Annotated in this window: 18 protein-coding genes; 8 read left to right on the top strand and 10 right to left on the bottom strand. The window is 69.5% G+C overall.

Features of this window, described 5'->3' with window-relative positions; translation table 11 throughout:
• Window positions 1–63 precede the first annotated feature (63 nt).
• The 5 genes from ACS5Q7_RS16190 to ACS5Q7_RS16170 all read right to left on the bottom strand — a co-directional run bounded on the left by ACS5Q7_RS16190 (window position 64) and on the right by ACS5Q7_RS16170 (window position 5,251).
• Window positions 64–1,680: an ABC transporter substrate-binding protein gene (locus tag ACS5Q7_RS16190; RefSeq protein ID WP_478340326.1), complete on the bottom strand. Its 1,617-nt coding sequence runs from the start codon at window positions 1,678–1,680 to the stop codon at window positions 64–66.
• A gap of 78 nt (window positions 1,681–1,758) precedes the next feature.
• Window positions 1,759–2,820 carry an MBL fold metallo-hydrolase gene (locus ACS5Q7_RS16185; protein WP_478340325.1) on the bottom strand — a complete coding sequence of 354 codons (1,062 nt, stop codon included), beginning with the start codon at window positions 2,818–2,820 and terminating at the stop codon, window positions 1,759–1,761.
• Between the two features lie 53 nt (window positions 2,821–2,873).
• Window positions 2,874–3,113: a DUF6894 family protein gene (locus ACS5Q7_RS16180; protein WP_478340324.1), complete on the bottom strand. Its 240-nt coding sequence runs from the start codon at window positions 3,111–3,113 to the stop codon at window positions 2,874–2,876.
• Between the two features lie 113 nt (window positions 3,114–3,226).
• Window positions 3,227–4,252 (bottom strand): Rieske 2Fe-2S domain-containing protein, encoded by a 1,026-nt coding sequence (locus ACS5Q7_RS16175; RefSeq protein WP_478340495.1) that lies wholly within the window; start codon window positions 4,250–4,252, stop codon window positions 3,227–3,229.
• Between the two features lie 411 nt (window positions 4,253–4,663).
• Complete coding sequence (locus tag ACS5Q7_RS16170) at window positions 4,664–5,251, bottom strand: ATPase (RefSeq protein ID WP_478340323.1); 588 nt, start codon at window positions 5,249–5,251, stop codon at window positions 4,664–4,666.
• A gap of 300 nt (window positions 5,252–5,551) precedes the next feature.
• Between ACS5Q7_RS16170 and ACS5Q7_RS16165 the strand changes: the two genes are divergently transcribed.
• From ACS5Q7_RS16165 to rimM, 5 genes are read left to right on the top strand one after another with little or no spacing between them, the layout of a single operon-like run.
• Window positions 5,552–5,770 (top strand): glutathione S-transferase, encoded by a 219-nt coding sequence (locus tag ACS5Q7_RS16165; RefSeq protein ID WP_478340322.1) that lies wholly within the window; start codon window positions 5,552–5,554, stop codon window positions 5,768–5,770.
• 10 nt (window positions 5,771–5,780) lie between these two features.
• Entirely contained in the window at window positions 5,781–7,349 is a 1,569-nt protein-coding gene (ffh, locus tag ACS5Q7_RS16160) for a signal recognition particle protein (RefSeq protein ID WP_478340321.1), read from the top strand.
• Window positions 7,346–7,675, top strand: coding sequence for a chorismate mutase (locus ACS5Q7_RS16155; RefSeq protein WP_478340320.1), 330 nt, complete (start codon window positions 7,346–7,348; stop codon window positions 7,673–7,675). Before ffh ends, ACS5Q7_RS16155 begins: the two co-directional genes overlap by 4 nt.
• Window positions 7,676–7,684: 9 nt before the next feature.
• Window positions 7,685–8,047 (top strand): 30S ribosomal protein S16, encoded by a 363-nt coding sequence (rpsP, locus tag ACS5Q7_RS16150; protein ID WP_478340319.1) that lies wholly within the window; start codon window positions 7,685–7,687, stop codon window positions 8,045–8,047.
• An 11-nt stretch (window positions 8,048–8,058) separates the two neighbouring features.
• A complete protein-coding gene (gene rimM, locus ACS5Q7_RS16145; protein ID WP_478340318.1) occupies window positions 8,059–8,736 on the top strand; it encodes a ribosome maturation factor RimM in 678 nt (225 codons plus the stop codon).
• Window positions 8,737–9,101: 365 nt separating this feature from the next.
• Here the strand turns inward: rimM and ACS5Q7_RS16140 are convergent, their stop codons facing one another.
• Entirely contained in the window at window positions 9,102–9,821 is a 720-nt protein-coding gene (locus tag ACS5Q7_RS16140) for a class I SAM-dependent methyltransferase (RefSeq protein WP_478340317.1), read from the bottom strand.
• Window positions 9,822–9,896: 75 nt separating this feature from the next.
• On the opposite strand from ACS5Q7_RS16140, the gene trmD reads away from it, so the two are divergent.
• Window positions 9,897–10,604, top strand: a complete 708-nt coding sequence (trmD, locus tag ACS5Q7_RS16135; RefSeq protein ID WP_478340316.1) for a tRNA (guanosine(37)-N1)-methyltransferase TrmD — start codon at window positions 9,897–9,899, stop codon at window positions 10,602–10,604.
• 6 nt (window positions 10,605–10,610) lie between these two features.
• Here the strand turns inward: trmD and ACS5Q7_RS16130 are convergent, their stop codons facing one another.
• Window positions 10,611–10,790 (bottom strand): hypothetical protein, encoded by a 180-nt coding sequence (locus tag ACS5Q7_RS16130; protein WP_478340315.1) that lies wholly within the window; start codon window positions 10,788–10,790, stop codon window positions 10,611–10,613.
• A 188-nt stretch (window positions 10,791–10,978) separates the two neighbouring features.
• On the opposite strand from ACS5Q7_RS16130, the gene ACS5Q7_RS16125 reads away from it, so the two are divergent.
• Together ACS5Q7_RS16125 and serA are read left to right on the top strand one after the other, a co-directional pair.
• Window positions 10,979–12,148, top strand: coding sequence for a phosphoserine transaminase (locus tag ACS5Q7_RS16125; protein WP_478340314.1), 1,170 nt, complete (start codon window positions 10,979–10,981; stop codon window positions 12,146–12,148).
• Between the two features lie 246 nt (window positions 12,149–12,394).
• Window positions 12,395–14,002: a phosphoglycerate dehydrogenase gene (gene serA / locus ACS5Q7_RS16120; protein ID WP_478340313.1), complete on the top strand. Its 1,608-nt coding sequence runs from the start codon at window positions 12,395–12,397 to the stop codon at window positions 14,000–14,002.
• Window positions 14,003–14,251: 249 nt separating this feature from the next.
• On the opposite strand, the gene ACS5Q7_RS16115 is transcribed toward serA, so the two are convergent.
• From ACS5Q7_RS16115 to tesB, 3 genes are all read right to left on the bottom strand, one after another.
• The gene (locus tag ACS5Q7_RS16115) at window positions 14,252–15,751 is read right to left on the bottom strand and encodes an ammonium transporter (protein ID WP_478340312.1); all 1,500 of its coding nucleotides are present in this window, start codon (window positions 15,749–15,751) and stop codon (window positions 14,252–14,254) included.
• 101 nt (window positions 15,752–15,852) lie between these two features.
• Window positions 15,853–16,191 carry a P-II family nitrogen regulator gene (locus tag ACS5Q7_RS16110; protein WP_238248428.1) on the bottom strand — a complete coding sequence of 113 codons (339 nt, stop codon included), beginning with the start codon at window positions 16,189–16,191 and terminating at the stop codon, window positions 15,853–15,855.
• Between the two features lie 299 nt (window positions 16,192–16,490).
• Window positions 16,491–17,378, bottom strand: coding sequence for an acyl-CoA thioesterase II (gene tesB, locus ACS5Q7_RS16105; RefSeq protein WP_478340311.1), 888 nt, complete (start codon window positions 17,376–17,378; stop codon window positions 16,491–16,493).
• Window positions 17,379–17,403 lie beyond the last annotated feature (25 nt).

Genomic DNA, 17,403 nt, shown 5'->3' with positions numbered 1-17,403 from the left:
TCCTCCTTCGCATGTCGCGACTCAACACGAGCCTGTGAAGGAGGTTCCGAAGTTATTCCGACATCAGGCGAGCGTGGTCAGATCCTGAAACCAGTGCTGCGCCTGGACATACTGCTTCACGCGGTTCGACAGGGCGTGGGCGTTGGTATCGTGCACGACCCAAACCTGCACCGCGTCGTTCACGACGATCTCGTGGATGCGGGCCAGCAGCTTGTCCTGCTCGGCGGGGTCGAGACTCGCCTTCACCTTGTCGCACAGCCCGTCGACCTCGGGGTTGCGGTAATGGCTCCAGTTCACGCCGTTGGGCGAGATCTGCTTCGAATCGTAGAAGCGCAGGATCGCGTAGAACGGGTCCGACGTGACATAGGCGATGTTGCCCGCCGAAATGCCCTTGAGGCTCGGATCCGCCGCGCCCTGGCGCCAGCCGGTATAGGCGACCTCCAACTCCACCACCTTGAACTCGGCCTGGATGCCGACCTCCGCCCAGCTCTGCTGCACGAACTCGTTGATCGGCAGGGAGAGCATCTGCCCCGTGCCGCCGCTCGGAATGAGGATCGTGGTCTTGAGCGGGTTCTTCACCGAGTAGCCTGCCTCCTCCACGAGCTTGCGGGCCTGATCGACATCGGTCTTGATCGCGAAATCCGGCTTGCCGAACCACGGGCTCGACTTCTGCACCTGCCCGACCGCCGGGGTGGCGAGCCCGCCCATCAGCTGCACCACGCCGTCCCGGTCGATGGCGAGGTTGGCGGCCTTGCGCAGGCGCAGGTCGCGCCAGGGCGAACCCTCCAGCATGGAGAGGTGGTAGTTCCAGACATGGGGCGTGTCGTTGCCGACGATCCGCATCCCCGCCCCCTTCAGGCGCGGCACGGCGTCGGGCGCGGGGGATTCGATGAGATCGACATTGCCCGAGAGCAGGGCGTTCACCCGCGCGAGGTCTTCCGGCACGCAGGTCAGGGTGAGCTTCGACAGTTTCGGGATCCGCTTCGGATTCCAGTAGGCGGCGTTGGGCACCATCTCCAGGCTGACGCGCGGCAGGAGCTTCACCAGCTTGAACGGCCCGGTGCCCGAGGGCGCGAAGGCGAACTTCGCCCAGTCCCGGCCGACCGTCTCGTATTGCGCGGGCGAGGAGATCAGGAACCAGAGCATCTGGTACGGGAACAGGCTGTCGACGGTCTTCGTCGTCACCTGCACCGTCATCGGGTCGAGCTTCTTGTAGGAGGCCACGCCCGGCAGGCGCGGACGGACCTGGGCCGCCTGCCGCTGGTCGAAATGCGGCGCCTCCTTGTTCAGCACCTTGTCGAAGTTCCAGATCACCGCATCGGCATCGAAGGCCGAGCCGTCGTGGAACGTCACGCCGTCGCGCAGGCGGAAGATCCAGTTCTTCCGGTCGGCGGGGTCGCTCTCCCAGGAGGTGGCGAGCCCCGGCACCATCTTGCCCGGCCGGTCGGCGACATCGAGCTCCCAGGCCACCAGCGGGTCGTAGAGGGTGAGGCCGGTGAACTGGTAGCCGCCCGCGCCCCTGTCCGGCTGGCCGGTGGTGAGGGGCAGGTCGGTCATCGAGATACCGTAGGTCAGGCTCCCCGGTTCGCTCGCGGCCCGCGCGCGGCCGGCCGTGCCGAGGGCGGCGAGCGCCGCGCCTCCGGCCATGAGGGAGCGGCGTGTCGGCACGACAAGGGTCATCGGTTTCCGGCTCGGACGCGGCAGGCGTCGCCGCGTCCGGTATAATGCATACATCGTGCCGGATGCTTGGCCGGAGGCTCAGCCCTCCCAGACCTGACCGGGCCGCAGGGCGAGGAAGCGCTCTGGGGCGATCCCGGCCGCGGCGAGGGCGGCGGCGAGGTCCTCGGCCGGGCGCTCGACACCCTCGTCGGTCAGCTGGAACGTGCCCCAATGGTGCCCGAGCGCCTGGGTCGCGCCGAGGAGGCCGGCGATCTCCACCGCCTCGGCCGGATCGACATGCTGGGGCCGCATGAACCAGCGGGGTTCGTAGGCGCCGATGGGCAAGGTGGCGAGGCGGGGCGCCCCGAACCGGGTGCGGACCTCGCGGAAGATCGCCCCATCACCGAGGCCGGTATCGCCGACGTGGAAGTGGAAACCCTGCGGCGACAGGATCGCGAAGGCGCACCACAGGGCCATGCGGCGGTCGTTGATTCCCCGCGCCGACCAATGGTTGGCGGGGGTGAGGTGAACCGAAAGCCCATCCCCGAGATCGACCGATTGGCCCCAGTCGCGGGTCTCGACATGCATCGTGTCGTCATAGCCGCGCAGGATCGCGTCGTTGCCGAGGGGCGCCACCATGAGGGGCTGATGCGCCTGCCAGATCCGCGCGAGGTTCGGCCCGTCGAGATGGTCGTAATGGTTGTGGGTGATGAGCACCGCATCGATGGGCGGCAGGTCGGCGAGGGCGATGCCCGGCGGGTTCACCCGCTTCGGCCCGGCGAAGCGCACGGGGCTCGCGCGCTTGGCGAAGACGGGATCGATCAGGATGTTGCGGCCGGCGACCTGCACCAGATAGCTCGCGTGCCCGATGAGCACGACGCGCAGGCCCGCGACCCGCTCCGGCGGACGGTCGGCCGGAAACGGGCTCGGAAAGCTCCTCGGCCAGGCCGTGCGCTGGCGCTTGGCCTGCCACCGGGCCACGTCCTTCAGGCCGCGATCGGTGTCGACCCCCGGCAGGAAGAAGCGCTTCCCGTCGAAATGGTCCGAGACCGGCCCCGAATAATACGGGTTCGCGTTGCGGCGATGGGCGGCATAGCCGACGCCGCCGAGGGTCATGACCGTGGCCGCGCTCGCGACCGTGAGCAGGCTGCGCCGTTTCATACCCGAGGAGATGGCCGCCGCGCCCCGCCGGTCAAGCGTGACGCGATGGCCGATCAGCCCTCGATGACCTCCGTCGCCAGGGACAGGCGGACCCGGTAGACCACCTTGCCCACGGCGTCGCGGACACCGGCCACGTAATCCTGGCGCTCGACATCGGGGAGCATGTCGCGCGCGATGGCCGACATGATGCGGACCACCTTGGCGCGGGCCGCCGGCAGGTCGGGCAGCTCGAAGCCGACCTCGTCCTTGATGGGCTGGATACCGTCGTGCAGATCGATGAAATAGCGGGGCATCTGTGAACGTATCTCGGGGGCTCGGTCCGGAGGCGAGACTACGTAAATCATGGTTAACAAGTGCTTTCCGCGAGCGGAAACTGATCCCGCGCTGAGCCGATCTGGCGAGCGTCTTAAGAGCGCCAGCGCAGCTCCCGTCGCTCCAGCGGATTGACGAAGGGGCGACCGGTCAGCCCCGCTTCCAGGGCCTCCCGCTTCAGCCGGAAATACCATTGCGAGGGCAAATCGCCCTGGCCGAACAGGACCATGGTCGGCTTGCGGTCGAGGCCCTTCTGCGCATCCTGCAGAACCCGCTGATCCTGGCCGAGGAACTGGCGCATCATCGGTCGGGCGATGGGCTTCAGGAGGTTCAACGCCGGCATGCTCCAATAGAGGGCGTTGGTCAGCATCGTCCGGTTGGATGAGAGCGGCGTGGCATAGGTGTAGTTCGCCACGTTGCGCGTGCCCGCCCGGATCCGCTCCAGCCGCACGCCCGGCAAGCGGAACTCGATCTCCACCTCCGGCACGCCGCCGAGCAGCTTGTAGACCGGGGAACTGGTGGTGGTGGCGTGGCTCGCCATGGTGAAGCCGTGCATCACCGGCTCGAAGATCTTCACCTTCTCGCGCAGCTGCTTCGAGGGCCGGAACCACCATGTGTCGTGAACGAAGGCGACGTGGCCCGGATCGACGAGACTCAGTACGGTGAGGTCGAAGGAGGCCTCGACCTCCAGTTCCACCACGAGGCTGCCGGCCGGCTCGAAGGTCAGGGCGGGCAGTTCGGGCGGCTCGCCCAGAGCCGGGCCGAGATGCGGGTTCACCCAGAGGAAGCCCGCGCTCTCGCGGATCGGGAAGGGCTGCACCCGGATGCGGGAGAAGTCGGCGGCGTCGTGCTCGGACAGGGTCGGCACGTCGCGGCACCCGCCATCCGTGCCGAAGCGCCAGCCGTGGAACGGGCACATCAGGGTTTGGCCGTCGAAAGGCCCCTTGGACAGGGCCATGCCCCGGTGGGGGCAGCGGTCGCGCAGGGCGAAGAGCGCCCCGTCCTTGTCGCGCCCGATGACCATCTGCTCGCCGTTGAGGGCGACGGCGCGCACCCGCCCGCCGCCCACGCTGTCGGCCCGGCCGACGCAGTACCACGCGCTCGGCAGCGGCTGGCGCATCGCCTCGGGATCGAGGGCGGCTTCGTCGGCGGGGCGCGGCGGGGGAACCTGAACGTTCACGGGCGGGATCGCGGGCGAGGGATCGGAAGGCGAGCGGGCGTCGCCGCCGTCTTACTCCCAACCGAGCCCCCGGCAAAAGCACGGGCGAAGCGACGCAGCCCCCCGCCCTTCACAAGCCGGCGTGAGCCACCTAACTTCCTCTCACCCGCAACCAACGAAAGGAGGTGATCCAGTGTCTCATTGTCATCAGCCGACCGTCTCGGCTTCCCGGACCTGGACCTTCGCCTCCGGCGCGTCGCACTAGGCGCGTCTGAGACCCGAATTCGGAACAGTTCCGCCGGACGCGTCGGACCGGCAATGGAAGGGCCACCCTGGAAACGGGGTGGCCCTTCGTCGTTTCAGATTGCAGCGTCAGGCCTTGGCGGCCTGGAACAGCGGCTGGGCCAGGGCCTCGGCCCGCGCCCGCCACAGGTTGCGATCCTCCCGCAATCCGTCCCGCTCGCTGGCCAGCGCCTCCCGCTCGGCACGGGCGGCATCGCGCTCGGCGGCGGCCGTGTCGCGCTCCTGGCACAGGATCTCCCGTTCGGAGCGGAACGCTCCGTACTCGGCCTGCGCGGCCTCCTGCTCGGCCCGCAATTCTTCCAGGGAGGCCATCTCCTGCGCGATGTGCTCGCGCAGCTCCCGGATCTGGGCGGCCAGCGCGCGCTGAAGCGCGTCCTGCCGGTCGTGCTCGACCTGCAGCTTCGCCTTCAGCATGAGGTTCTCCGCCATCAACTCGGAGATGTCGGCGGCCTCGGCCTGCTCGGGGGTGGGCTCCGCGAGGAGTTCACGCTCCACGAGCCGGGGACCCCACGGGCTGTTGTCGGCGGCGGGCGCCCGGAGGCGGCCGCGCTCCTCGGTCTCGTAGCGCTGCAGGGCGGCGAGCCAGTCCCGCAGCGGAGCCGGCGCCGCCTGGATATCGTCCTCTTGGGCCTGATATGCGCGGGCAGGTTCAGACATCGGATGGCATCCTGGGAATCATTCCCCTTACCCAAGCCGAACATACTTAACGGGTGGTAAAGGACTGCGACCGATACGCCGCACCCCTCGCCGGCCAAGGCCCGAACGACAGGGAAAAATTGACTTTTCCCGTTTCGGCCGTTACGCCCCGCGCTCCCGATCCTGAGATGATCGCGTCACGACCCGCCGACCGGCCCGAGAGGCCGGAGGTCAACGCCCGACAGCGCGTCTGCGCCCTCGGGCGCGATGGGCGTTGGGCGGATCACCGAGGGCGGGTCCGATGGCGGAGGCATTCACCGCATGGTGGCCGAGCAGAACGTGCTGAAGATCGAGGACGCGGTGAACGACGCTTGCCCGTGGTCGGGCAAGCCGATCGCGGCCGACTCGCTCACGCTTTATAACGGCGCCGTCGTGGGCTTCTGCAATCCTGATTGCCGGGACAAGTTCGCCCGCGCGATCAAGAGCTTTGAGGCGTCGCTGCAGGCCCGCCGGGTCTCGCGCGCCGGGCTCGAGCAGTAACGGGCCGGGCATGTTCGAAGGACTTTCCGACCGGCTTTCCGGCATTCTCTCCGGCCTCACCCGCCGGGGCGCGCTGACCGAGGCCGACGTCACCGCCGCCATGCGCGAGGTGCGCCGCGCCCTGCTGGAAGCCGACGTCGCCCTGGAAGTGGTGCGCGGCTTCACCGACCGGGTCCGCGACAAGGCCGTCGGCGCCACGGTGCTGAAGTCGGTCACGCCGGGCCAGATGGTGGTCAAGCTCGTCAACGACGAGCTGGTGGCCATGCTCGGCACCGATGCCGAGGTGATCAGCCTGAACGCCCCCGCCCCCGTGCCGATCCTGATGGTCGGCCTCCAGGGCTCGGGCAAGACCACCACCACCGCCAAGATCGCCCGCCGCCTCACCGAGCGCGAGCGCCGGAAGGTGCTGCTCGCCTCCCTCGACACGCGCCGCCCGGCCGCCATGGAGCAGCTGGCGGTGCTGGCGAAGCAGGTGGGCGTCGAGAGCCTGCCCATCGTCGCCGGCCAGTCGGCGGTACAGATCGCTCGCCGGGCGATGGAGGCCGCTAGGCTCGGCGGCTACGACGTAGTGATGCTCGACACCGCCGGCCGCACCACGGTCGACGAGGCACTGATGGTCGAGGCCGCCGAGGTGAAGGCGGCCACGAACCCGCACGAGGTGCTCCTCGTCGCCGACGCCCTGACCGGCCAGGATGCGGTGAACACCGCCCGCGCCTTCGACGAGCGGCTCGGCGTCACCGGCATCGTCCTGACCCGGATGGACGGCGATTCCCGCGGCGGCGCGGCGCTCTCGATGCGCGCCGTCACCGGCAAGCCGATCAAGCTCGTCGGCACGGGCGAGAAGGTCGATGCGCTGGAGGAATTCCACCCGGCGCGCGTGGCCAACCGCATCCTCGGCATGGGCGACATCGTCTCGCTGGTCGAGAAGGCCGCCGAGACCATCGACCACGAGCAGGCGCTCCGCACCGCGGAGAAGATGCGCAAGGGCAAGTTCGACCTTGAGGACCTGTCCATGCAGCTCGCGCAGATGGAGCGCATGGGCGGCATCGGCGGCCTGATGGGGATGCTGCCCGGCATGGGGCAGATCAAGAAGCAGGTCGAGGGCGCCAACCTCGACGAGAAGATGTTCAAGCGCCAGCGGGCGATCATCTCCTCGATGACCCCGCAGGAGCGCAAGAACCCCGACCTCCTCAAGAATTCCCGCAAGAAGCGCATCGCGGCGGGCTCGGGCGTCGACGTCTCGGAGATCAACAAGCTCCTGAAGATGCACCGGACCATGGCCGACATGATGAAGGCGATGGGTTCGGGCAAGCGCGGCATCGGCCAGGCGCTGGGCTCGATGTTCGGGCTCGGCGGTGGCGGCGGCGGGATGCCGGGGGGTATGCCCGGCCTGCCCCCGGGGATGCCGGAGCCGACGCCGGAGCAGATCGCCGCCCTGGAGAAGCAGTTCGGGGGCAAGCTGCCCTCGATGCCGCCGGGCCTCGGAGGCGGTGGCATGCCGAAGTTGCCGGGTCTGCCGGGCCTCGGGGGGCCGAAGCTCCCCGGCCTCGGCGGCCTGCCGTTCGGGAAGAAGAAATGACGATCTTGTCGGCACAGGCGGTCGATCCCGAGCTCGCGCGCCTGCGCGACAGCATCGACAATTTCGATGCCGCCCTGATCCACCTGCTCGCCGAGCGATTCCGCTGCACCCAGCGGGTCGGTGAGCTGAAGGCCCACAAGGGGATTCCCCCTTCCGATCCGGACCGGGAGGCCCGTCAGGTCGCCCGGCTCCGCAAACTCGCGGTCGACGCCAAGCTCGACCCCGATTTCGCCGAGAAGTTTCTGGCGTTCGTCGTCAAGGAAGTCATCCGGCACCACCAGACGATCGCGGCCGAGCACGGCGCCACGGTCGACAACCAAGCCTAGGAACACACCATGTCGCTCAAGATCCGTCTCACCCGCGGCGGCGCCAAGAAGCGCCCCTACTACCGCATCGTCGTCGCCGACGCCCGTTCGCCCCGCGACGGCCGCTTCATCGATAAGGTCGGCGCCTACGATCCGATGAAGGCCAAGGACGATCCGGCCCGCATCGTTCTCGACAACGAGAAGATCCAGGGCTGGCTCGCCAAGGGCGCGCAGCCGACCGACCGCGTCCTGCGCTTCCTCGACGCCGCCGGCCTCGCCAAGCGTCCGACCCGCAACAACCCGCAGAAGGCCGAGCCGGGCGAGAAGTCCAAGGAGCGGGCCGCCAAGCGCGCCGAGAAGGCCGCCGCCCCCGCCGAAGACGCCGCCGCGTAAGGCACGCGCCGGTGACGCGCCGCCCCGCTGGTCCCCATTCCCGCGACGGCGCTCGCCGCGCCCGACCTCCGGCCCTCGCGCCGGAGGTCGCGACCTCGGCCAAGCCCCCCGCCCCGAAGCCGCCGCCCGCCGCCGTCGATCCGGATCTCGTCCTGATGGGCGAGTTCGGGCGGGCGCACGGCCTCAACGGCGAGGTGCGGCTGAAGTCCTACACGGCCGAGCCGATGGCCATCGCCGGCTACGGCCCGCTGACGACCGCCGACGGGCGGGCGCTGGCCCTCGCCGAGGTCCGCCCCGCCCCCGGCGCCTCGGCCGACATGCTGATCGCCCGCGTCCAGGGCGTCTCCGGCCGCACCGCCGCCGAGGCCCTGAACCGCCTCGCGATCTACGTCCCCCGCGCCCGCCTCGGCACGCCGGAGGACAGCGACGAGGTGTTCACCACCGACCTGATCGGCGCCAGCGCCGTCGATGCCACGGGGACCGTCGTCGCGACGGTGGTCGCGGTGCCGAATTACGGCGGCGGCGATCTCCTGGAACTGCGCCCGGCCGCAGGCGGGGCGACGGCGCTCCTGCCCTTCACCAAGGCGTTCGTGCCCGATCTCGACGTGCCGGCAAGACGGATCACCGTCGCGCTGCCTGAGGATTTCTTCGAGGCACCGGGGCCGAAGCCGGCCGACGATCCGGGCTGAACTGCTCGGACGGGGCGATTGAAATTCGGGGCCTGGGGATTTATCCTCAGGGTGGAGCCAGGGAAAGCGCTACCTCGCCCCGGCTCCTTTGCTCTGCTGCTATATGAGCTTGAATGCCAGCGTGATGGTCACAGACCACGCGCTGGCATTTTTACTCACGGTGACGGTGAGGATCGGTATCCCGAGCACACGAATCACCTCCTCTCCGATCGATCTCCTCACCCGTGCGGGGGCGACGGCCGATCAGCTCCGCCGCAAGCCCCGTAGCGGGGGCCTTCGGGTCGGAGAGGCGCCTCAAGCGTGGCCGTTATCACCGCCGGCTTAGCGGTGCTCAAGCAACGGTGCGTTGATTCGTACGGCTGGCCCTATCGCGCCGTGGCGACATCCCGGCACGGGCGAATCGCCTCCGGCTTCGGCCTCGCCTCCGGCGCGGGGGCCTCGAACACCGCGAGATAGGTGCCGTCCGGCATCGGGTGGAAGCCGGTCTCGCGATAGCCGACCGCCGCTAATTCGCAGCGCAGAAGGGCGGGCGGCGTGCCGTGGCGGGAGGGGATGTCGTCCGCATCGAGGATGCCGACGCGGCCGCCTGGCCGCATCGCGGGCGCGAGGTTGTAGAGCAGGCCGAAGGGCTGCGTGATCTCGTGGTACATGTGGACCAGCACCACGGCATCGACGGAGGCCGGCGGGAGCCGCGGGTCGTGCGGCTCGCCCTTCACGACCGTGACATTGCCGAGCCCCTTCACCCGCCGCTCGAGATTGGCGAGGTAGGCCGGCGTGACGTCTTCCGCGAGAACCTTTCCCGAAGACCCAACGCGGGGGCTCAGGCGCACGACGTAATAGCCGCTGCCCGCCCCGATATCGGCCACCGTCTCGCCGGGGCCGATCCGCATGGCCTTGGCGACCTGATCGAACTCGCCGGCCTTGTCCCGCTGGGCCTCGGCCGTCCATTGCGGCGCGACGATCTCGGCGACGGGGCGATCCGGCTTCGGGAAGGCCTCGGCGGGGGAGCCGGGAGGGGCCAGCGGACCTGCGGCGTGGGCGGGGCCCATCAGCACGAGGGAGAGGAGGAGAGAGCGGCGCAGCATCTTCCTTAACGGCCGAATGAGCCCGACGGTGCCGGCCGCGTTGACCGTGCCGCACCGGACGCGCGATGGAACGCCATGACGCGCGCGGACATGCCCTGGCGGGCCACGATCCTCACCCTCTACCCGGAGATGTTCCCCGGCCCCCTCGGCCTGTCGCTCTCGGGCGATGCCCTCGCCCGAGGGGAGTGGAGCCTTGAGGCGCGCAACATCCGCGAGCACGGGCTCGGCCGCCACCGGAACGTGGACGATACGCCCTCCGGCGGCGGGGCCGGCATGGTCCTGCGCTGCGATGTCCTGGCCGCCGCCATCGATGCCGCCGCGCCGGAGGAGGATCCCCGGCCGCGCCTGCTCATGTCGCCCCGGGGCCGTCCGCTGCGTCAGGAGCGAGTGCGCGAACTCGCGGCGGGGCCGGGCGTGCTCGTGGTCTGCGGCCGATTCGAGGGTGTGGACGAGCGGGTGATCGCAGGCCGCAACCTGGAGGAGGTGTCGATCGGCGATTACGTGTTGTCCGGCGGCGAGATCGCGGCGCTGACCCTGCTCGATGCCTGCGTGCGCCTGCTGCCCGGCGTGATGGGCAAGGCCGAGTCGGGCGTCGAGGAGAGCTTCGAGGGCGGGCTCCTCGAATACCCGCACTACACCCGCCCGAGGGAGTGGGAGGGCCGCGCCATCCCGGACATCCTGAACGGCGGCAACCACGGCGCCATCGCCCAATGGCGGCGGGCGGAGGCCGAGCGGATCACCGCCGAGCGGCGCCCCGATCTGCTGGAGGGCAGGAAGCGCTGAACGCCCTCAGGCCGGCTTGAGGTCGAGGACCGGCCCGTCCGCATCGACGACGAGGGGATCGAATTCCAGCACCTGCACCTGCGGGCGCTCCATCATTTCGCTCTTCCGGCCACGCGGCAGCATGGCGATCACGAGGGCGAACAGAACGGTAAAGGCCGCGACGATCGCGGCATCTTCATAGGACATCGGCGCACCTGGAACACAACGCGGTACGCCGTTCAGGGTAATCGGCCGATCTTAATCGCCCGTTCCCCATACCCGAACGTGATCGTCCCGGCGCGGATCGCCCTTGCATCCGGCCAAGTTTGGGCGCATCCGCGTCGGCGGGACACTCCTCCCCAACGAGGAGCGCCCATCTGCAAGGATGGATCATCATGAGTGCTCGCCCCAACACGCGCCCGCGCGTGAACCATTTCTCGTCCGGCCCCTGCGCCAAGCGCCCCGGCTGGACCCCGCAAGCCCTGGCCGACGCCGCCCTCGGCCGCTCGCACCGCTCCCCCCTCGGCAAGGCCAAGCTCGCGCAGGCCATCGACCTGACCCGCGAGATCCTCCAGGTGCCGGCCGATTACCGGATCGGCATCGTCCCGGCCTCGGATACCGGCGCCGTCGAGATGGCGATGTGGACCCTGCTGGGCTGCCGCCCGGTGACGGTCGCCGCCTGGGAGGCCTTCGGCAAGGAGTGGGTTACCGACGCGCTCAAGCAGCTCAAGATCGAGCCGGTGATCCACCAGACGCCCTACGGCGTGCTGCCGGACCTCGCCTCCATCGACACGAAGACCCATGACGTCGTCTTCACCTGGAACGGCACCGCCGCCGGGGTGAAGGTGCCGGACGGCGCGTGGATCGCCGCCGACCGCGAGGGGCTGACGATCTGCGACGCCACCTCGGCCGCGTTCGCGCAAGACCTGCCGTGGGACAAGCTCGATGTCGTCACCTTCTCCTGGCAGAAGGTGATGGGCGGCGAGGCCGCGCACGGGATGCTGATCCTCTCGCCCCGCGCCGTGGCCCGGCTGGAGAGCTACACCCCGTCCTGGCCGCTGCCGAAGGTGTTCCGCCTCACCAAGGGCGGCAAGCTCATTGAGGGCATTTTCAAGGGCGACACGATCAACACGCCCTCCATGCTCGCGGTCGAGGATTACATCGACACGCTGAATTGGGCGAAGGGGCTCGGCGGGCTGCCGGCCCTGCACGCCCGCGCCGACGCCAACGCGGCGGCGATCTATGCCTGGGTCGACCGCACCCCGTGGGTCGCGCCGCTCGCCGTCGATCCGGCGACGCGCTCCAACACGGGCGTCTGCCTCGTGATCGCCGACCCGGACGTGCTGGCCAAGGGCGACGACGCCGTGGCCGCGCTGGCCAAGGGGATCGCCTCCCGGCTGGAGAAGGAGGGCGTCGCCCTGGACATCGCGGCCTATCGCGATGCCCCCGCCGGCCTCCGGATCTGGTGCGGCGCCACCGTGGAGACCGCCGATGTCGAGGCGCTGCTCCCGTGGCTCGACTGGGCCTTCGCCCAGGAGAAGGCCGCGCTGACCGCAGCGGCCTGACGCCATCGTTCTTGCGTGCGAGCGCCCTGCCCTCCGGGGGGGCGTCGTGAACGCTGACAAACTCGCCCCGTCTTTGCGAGCGAAGAGAAGCAATCCAGGGATCCGCTAAGGTCCCGGAACGTCCCGCTGCCCTGGTTTGCTTCGCTGACGCTCGCAATGACGTCGAGGGTTAAGCCGCCCCCTGCCCCCAGCAGCGAGGACGCGCAGACGCGCGCCCGTCCATTCCTTTCCAGCGCCGGAGGCCCCATGCCCGCGCACACCCAAACCCCCAAGCGAGTTCTCGTCTCCGACGCCCTCTCCGAGGCGGCAATCCGCATCTTCAAGGATCGCGGCATCGCGGTCGATTTCCGCCCCGATCTCGGCAAGGACCGCGACGCGCTGATCCGCGAGATCGGCGCCTATGACGGCCTCGCCATCCGCTCGGCCACCAAGGTCACGCCGAAGGTGCTGGAGGCCGCGACCCGGCTGAGGGTAATCGGCCGGGCCGGCATCGGCGTCGACAACGTCGATGTCGCCGCCGCGACGGCCAAGGGCGTGATCGTGATGAACACGCCCCACGGCAATGCGATCACCACCGCCGAGCACGCCATCGCGATGATGTTCGCGCTGGCCCGCCAGATCCCGCAGGCCGACGCCTCGACGCAGGCCGGGAAGTGGGAGAAGAACCGCTTCCTCGGCATCGAGCTCACCGCCAAGACGCTGGGCGTCGTCGGCTGCGGCAACATCGGCGCCATCGTCGCGGAGCGCGGCATCGGCCTAAGGATGAAGGTGATCGCCTACGATCCGTTCCTCTCGGCGGAACGGGCGGTGGCGCTCGGGGTCGAGAAGGTCGACCTCGACGATCTCCTCGCCCGCGCCGACGTCATCACCCTGCACGTCCCACTTACCGAGAAGACGCGCAACATCCTCTCGGCCGAGGCTCTGGCGCGGGCGAAACCCGGCGTGCGCATCGTCAACTGCGCCCGTGGCGGCCTGCTGGACGAGGCGGCACTTCGCGCCGCCCTGGATTCCGGCCATGTGGCGGGGGCGGCGCTCGATGTGTTCGCCGTCGAGCCGGCGATGGAGAACCCGCTCTTCGGGCATCCGAACGTCGTCTGCACGCCGCATCTCGGCGCCTCGACGGCGGAGGCGCAGGAGAACGTGGCGTTGCAGGTGGCGGAGCAGATCTCGGCCTATCTCACGGACGGAGCCATCGCCAACGCGGTGAACTTCCCCGCCATCACCGCCGACGAGGCGCCGCGCCTGCGGCCCTTCGTGGAGCTGGCCGAGAAGCTCGGCTCGTTCCTCGGGCAGCTCACCGAGGCGCCGGTCACCGGCATCCGCGTGGTCTACGAGGGCGCGGTCGCGGAGATGAACACCCGCGCGCTCACGGCGGCGGCGGTGACGGGGGTGCTGCGCGCCTTCCGCTCCGACGTGAACATGATCTCGGCGCCGGCCCTGGCGCACGAGCACGGGATCGTGGTGGACGAGGTGCGCCGGGGGGGCGCCCACAGCACCTTCGAATCGGTGGTGCGGATCACCGTCGAGGCCCAGGACATGCCCCGCGACGCGGCCGGCACCGTCTTCCAGGACGGCAAGCCGCGGATCATCGAGATCCGCGGCATCGCCATGGATGCGGCCTTCGCCCCGCACATGCTGTTCGTGCGCAACCACGACAGGCCGGGCTTCATCGGGCGCTTCGGCAGCCTGCTCGGGGAGGCCGGCATGAACGTCGCGACCTTCAACCTCGGCCGCGAGCGCGAGGGCGGCGACGCCATCGCCTTCGTGGCCGTGGATGGGCCTGTGCCGGAGGACGTGCTGGCGCAGATCGCAGACATCCCACAGGTGAAGCGGGTGCGGGCCCTGCGGTTCTGAGGCTCGCCTCGCCTTTCGGCGACCCTCACCCGCCCTACTCTCCCCCCTCATCCTGAGGTGCGGCGAAAGCCGCCTCGAAGGAGGCATCCAGAAGGCTCCACGATCCCTGGAGCCCTCCTTCGAGGCCCGCCGGGGCGGGCACCTCAGGATGAGGTGTCGGGTGGGATTGCGGCGGGTGCAGGAAGGATGCGGATAGAAAAAAGGCCCCGGCTCGCGAGAGCCGGGGCCTTCGTCGTCAGAGCCTGAGGCTCAGTAGTTGTAGGCGCGCTCGCCGTGATCGGCGATGTCGAGGCCCTCGCGCTCCTCTTCCTGCGTAACGCGCAGGCCGATCGTGAGGTCGACGAGCTTGTAGAGGATGGCGGACCCGATGCCCGACCAGAGCAGGGTCAGGCCGACGGCCTCCGCCTGCACGATGACTTGGCTCATCATGTCGTAGGCGCCGACCACCATCTCGCCCGGCTTGGTGCTGTAGTCGGGGATACCGACGCCGCCGAGGTTCGGATCGACCAGGATGCCCGTCGCCAGGGCGCCGAGGATGCCGCCGACGCAGTGGACGCCGAAGACGTCCAGCGAGTCGTCGTAGCCGATGGCGTTCTTCACGGTCGAGCACATGATGAAGCAGACCACGCCGGCGACGAGGCCGAGCACGATCGAGCCCATCGGGCCGGCGAAGCCGGAGGCCGGGGTGACGGCCACGAGGCCGGCGATGGCACCCGAGACCATGCCGAGCAGCGACGGCTTGCCCTTGATCGCCCACTCGGCGAACAGCCACGCCACCGCCGCGCCGCAGGTGGCGACGAAGGTGTTGAGCATGGCGAGCGCGGTGGTGCCGTTGGACTCGAGGTTCGAGCCGGCGTTGAAGCCGAACCAGCCGACCCACAGGAGCGAGGCACCGATCATGGTCATGGTCAGCGAGTGCGGGGCCAGCAGGTCACGGCCGTAGCCGATGCGCTTGCCGAGCATCAGGCAGCCCACGAAGCCCGCGATGCCCGCGTTGATGTGCACCACGGTGCCGCCAGCGAAGTCGAGGGCGCCCTTCTGGAAGAGGAAGCCCGCATCCTTGTTGACAGCGTCGAGGGCGGCCTGGGCGCTGGCCTTAGAGGCGTCGTCCGTCGCGGCGGCGAGCGCCTTGGCGGCGTTTCCGACCGCATCCGGGCCGGCCCAATACCAGACCATGTGGGCCATCGGGAAGTAGATCAGCGTGACCCAGAGGATCATGAACACGACCAGCGCCGAGAACTTCATCCGCTCGGCGAAGGCGCCGACGATGAGGGCCGGGGTGATCATCGCGAACGTCATCTGGAAGCAGATGTAGACGTATTCGGGGATGACGACGCCGTTCGAGAAGGTCGCCACCGTGGAGTTCGGGTCGACGCCCTTCAGGAAGGCCTTCGAGAAGCCGCCGATGAAGTCGTTGATGCCGCCGCCGTTGGTGAAGGCGAGGCTGTAGCCGTAGAACACCCAGAGCAGGCCGACGATCGCCACGATGGCGAAGACCTGGGTGAGGACCGAGAGCATGTTCTTGGTGCGCACGAGGCCACCGTAGAACAGGGCGAGGCCGGGGACGCTCATCATCAGCACGAGGGCCGACGAGACCAGCATCCAGGCGGTGTCTCCCTTGTTCGGGATCGGAGACGGGGGCGGAGACGCGGCCTCAGGGGTCGGCGTCTGCGCGAGCGAGGGCTCGACCAAGAGGAGGGCGAGCGCCGCTCCTCCCAAGCCGAGCGTGAGGGCAGTACGGAGTTTCATGGGCACGAGGCTCCCGGTCGCTGTCGCGGTGTGGAAGATCGGAAAGGGAATAGGGGGGGGTCGAACGGGCGCCGCCGGTATGGCCGGCGCGGCCCCTTCGCTCAGAGGGCGTCGGCGTCGGTCTCGCCGGTCCGGATGCGCACCGCCTTCTCGAGCGGCATGACGAAGATCTTGCCGTCGCCGATCTGGCCGGTGCGGGCGGCACCCGCGATGGCGTCGACGACGCTGGAGGTCAGGTCGCTGGCGACCGCCACCTCGATCTTGAGCTTCGGCAGGAAGCTCACGGCGTATTCGGCGCCGCGATAGATCTCGGTATGGCCCTTTTGACGGCCGTAACCCTTCACTTCGGTCACCGTCAGGCCGTGCACGCCGATGCCGGTGAGGGCGTCGCGTACCTCCTCCAGCTTGAACGGCTTGATGATGGCCATCACGATCTTCATGGGTGGCACCCCCTTGTTGCGTCCTCGGGATCCGTCGCCGCTGCCGGACCGGCGCGGCACCCCGATCCGGGTGGCCCACATGGCCGGAATGGCCTGCGGTTAAGGCTCCCTATTCAAGGACTGTGCCAGCCAAGCTCGGCCGTACAAACGTGAGGCCGGGGATCGCCTGCCCGCAAATTAGCCGCCCGTCTGCCTACCAAACGCGCAGCTTTCGCGAGCGCCTGAGGACCGATGAGGCAATTTGGACAAAGAACGCACGCGGCGGCGCGAAAGGCGCCCCGCACGTTGCAGTGCGCGGTTTAATCCAACCGCGGACGGATCAGACCTTCCTGGGCGACGGAGGCCACGAGCCGCCCGTCGCGGTCGAAGATCTGGCCGCGCGCGAAGCCCCGCGCGCCCGTGGCGGCCGGGCTGTCCTGCGCGTAGAGGAGCCAGCCATCCGCCTTCACCGGCCCGTGGAACCACAGGGCATGATCGAGGCTCGCCGCCTGCACCTGCGGATCGAAGACCGAGCGCCCGTGCGGGATCAGCGACACGTCGAGCAGCGTCATGTCGGAGGCGTAGGCCAGCACGGCCCGGTGCAGGGCGGGATCGTCCGGCAGGGCGGCGGCAGCGCGCAGCCAGACGTTGAAGACCGGCTCGCGCGGCTCCCCGCCGCGATAGCGCCGGAGGTCGACCGGACGCAGTTCGATGGGCCGGGGCCGGGCGAAATAGGCGGCGATGGCCTCGGGCAGGGCGAGCCCCGCCTCGGCGGCGATCTCGCGTCCGCCGGGAAGGCCTTCGGGTCCCGCCACGGGGGGCATCGTCGGAAGATGGGTGAACCCATCCTCCACGATCTGGAACGAGACCGTGGTGGCGAAGATCGCCCGGCCGTTCTGGATCGCCTTCACCCGCCGGGTGGTGAAGCTCTGGCCGTCGCGCAGGCGCTCCACCTCGTAGACGATGGGGATCCTCGGGTCGCCCGGCAGCAGGAAATAGGCGTGCAGCGAATGGACCGGCCGGTCCGCCGGCACGGTGCGGGTCGCCGCGACCAGGGCCTGGGCCACCACCTGCCCGCCGAAGACCCGCCGCCAGCCGGTCTTGGGGTTCTGGCCCCGGAACAGGTCGGTCTCCAACCGCTCCAGGTCGAGGATGGCGATCAGTTCGGCGACCGCCTCGGTCATCGCATCGGTGTCGGCGTCGGACATTCGGGTGGGATCCGCTCGGCCGGGG

The organism is Methylobacterium sp. Gmos3 (assembly GCF_056430985.1).
This window is presented reverse-complemented; position numbering and strand designations above follow the sequence as displayed.

What these genes read in the sequence shown, in the direction of transcription:
- ACS5Q7_RS16190 (WP_478340326.1), bottom strand. Translation starts at nt 1,680, where the DNA reads ATGACCCTTGTCGTGCCGACACGCCGCTCCCTCATGGCCGGAGGCGCG.
- ACS5Q7_RS16185 (WP_478340325.1), bottom strand. Translation starts at nt 2,820, where the DNA reads ATGAAACGGCGCAGCCTGCTCACGGTCGCGAGCGCGGCCACGGTCATG.
- ACS5Q7_RS16180 (WP_478340324.1), bottom strand. Translation starts at nt 3,113, where the DNA reads ATGCCCCGCTATTTCATCGATCTGCACGACGGTATCCAGCCCATCAAG.
- ACS5Q7_RS16175 (WP_478340495.1), bottom strand. Translation starts at nt 4,252, where the DNA reads ATGCGCCAGCCGCTGCCGAGCGCGTGGTACTGCGTCGGCCGGGCCGAC.
- ACS5Q7_RS16170 (WP_478340323.1), bottom strand. Translation starts at nt 5,251, where the DNA reads ATGTCTGAACCTGCCCGCGCATATCAGGCCCAAGAGGACGATATCCAG.
- ACS5Q7_RS16165 (WP_478340322.1), top strand. Translation starts at nt 5,552, where the DNA reads ATGGTGGCCGAGCAGAACGTGCTGAAGATCGAGGACGCGGTGAACGAC.
- ffh (WP_478340321.1), top strand. Translation starts at nt 5,781, where the DNA reads ATGTTCGAAGGACTTTCCGACCGGCTTTCCGGCATTCTCTCCGGCCTC.
- ACS5Q7_RS16155 (WP_478340320.1), top strand. Translation starts at nt 7,346, where the DNA reads ATGACGATCTTGTCGGCACAGGCGGTCGATCCCGAGCTCGCGCGCCTG.
- rpsP (WP_478340319.1), top strand. Translation starts at nt 7,685, where the DNA reads ATGTCGCTCAAGATCCGTCTCACCCGCGGCGGCGCCAAGAAGCGCCCC.
- ACS5Q7_RS16140 (WP_478340317.1), bottom strand. Translation starts at nt 9,821, where the DNA reads ATGCTGCGCCGCTCTCTCCTCCTCTCCCTCGTGCTGATGGGCCCCGCC.
- trmD (WP_478340316.1), top strand. Translation starts at nt 9,897, where the DNA reads ATGACGCGCGCGGACATGCCCTGGCGGGCCACGATCCTCACCCTCTAC.
- ACS5Q7_RS16130 (WP_478340315.1), bottom strand. Translation starts at nt 10,790, where the DNA reads ATGTCCTATGAAGATGCCGCGATCGTCGCGGCCTTTACCGTTCTGTTC.
- ACS5Q7_RS16125 (WP_478340314.1), top strand. Translation starts at nt 10,979, where the DNA reads ATGAGTGCTCGCCCCAACACGCGCCCGCGCGTGAACCATTTCTCGTCC.
- serA (WP_478340313.1), top strand. Translation starts at nt 12,395, where the DNA reads ATGCCCGCGCACACCCAAACCCCCAAGCGAGTTCTCGTCTCCGACGCC.
- ACS5Q7_RS16115 (WP_478340312.1), bottom strand. Translation starts at nt 15,751, where the DNA reads ATGAAACTCCGTACTGCCCTCACGCTCGGCTTGGGAGGAGCGGCGCTC.
- ACS5Q7_RS16110 (WP_238248428.1), bottom strand. Translation starts at nt 16,191, where the DNA reads ATGAAGATCGTGATGGCCATCATCAAGCCGTTCAAGCTGGAGGAGGTA.
- tesB (WP_478340311.1), bottom strand. Translation starts at nt 17,378, where the DNA reads ATGTCCGACGCCGACACCGATGCGATGACCGAGGCGGTCGCCGAACTG.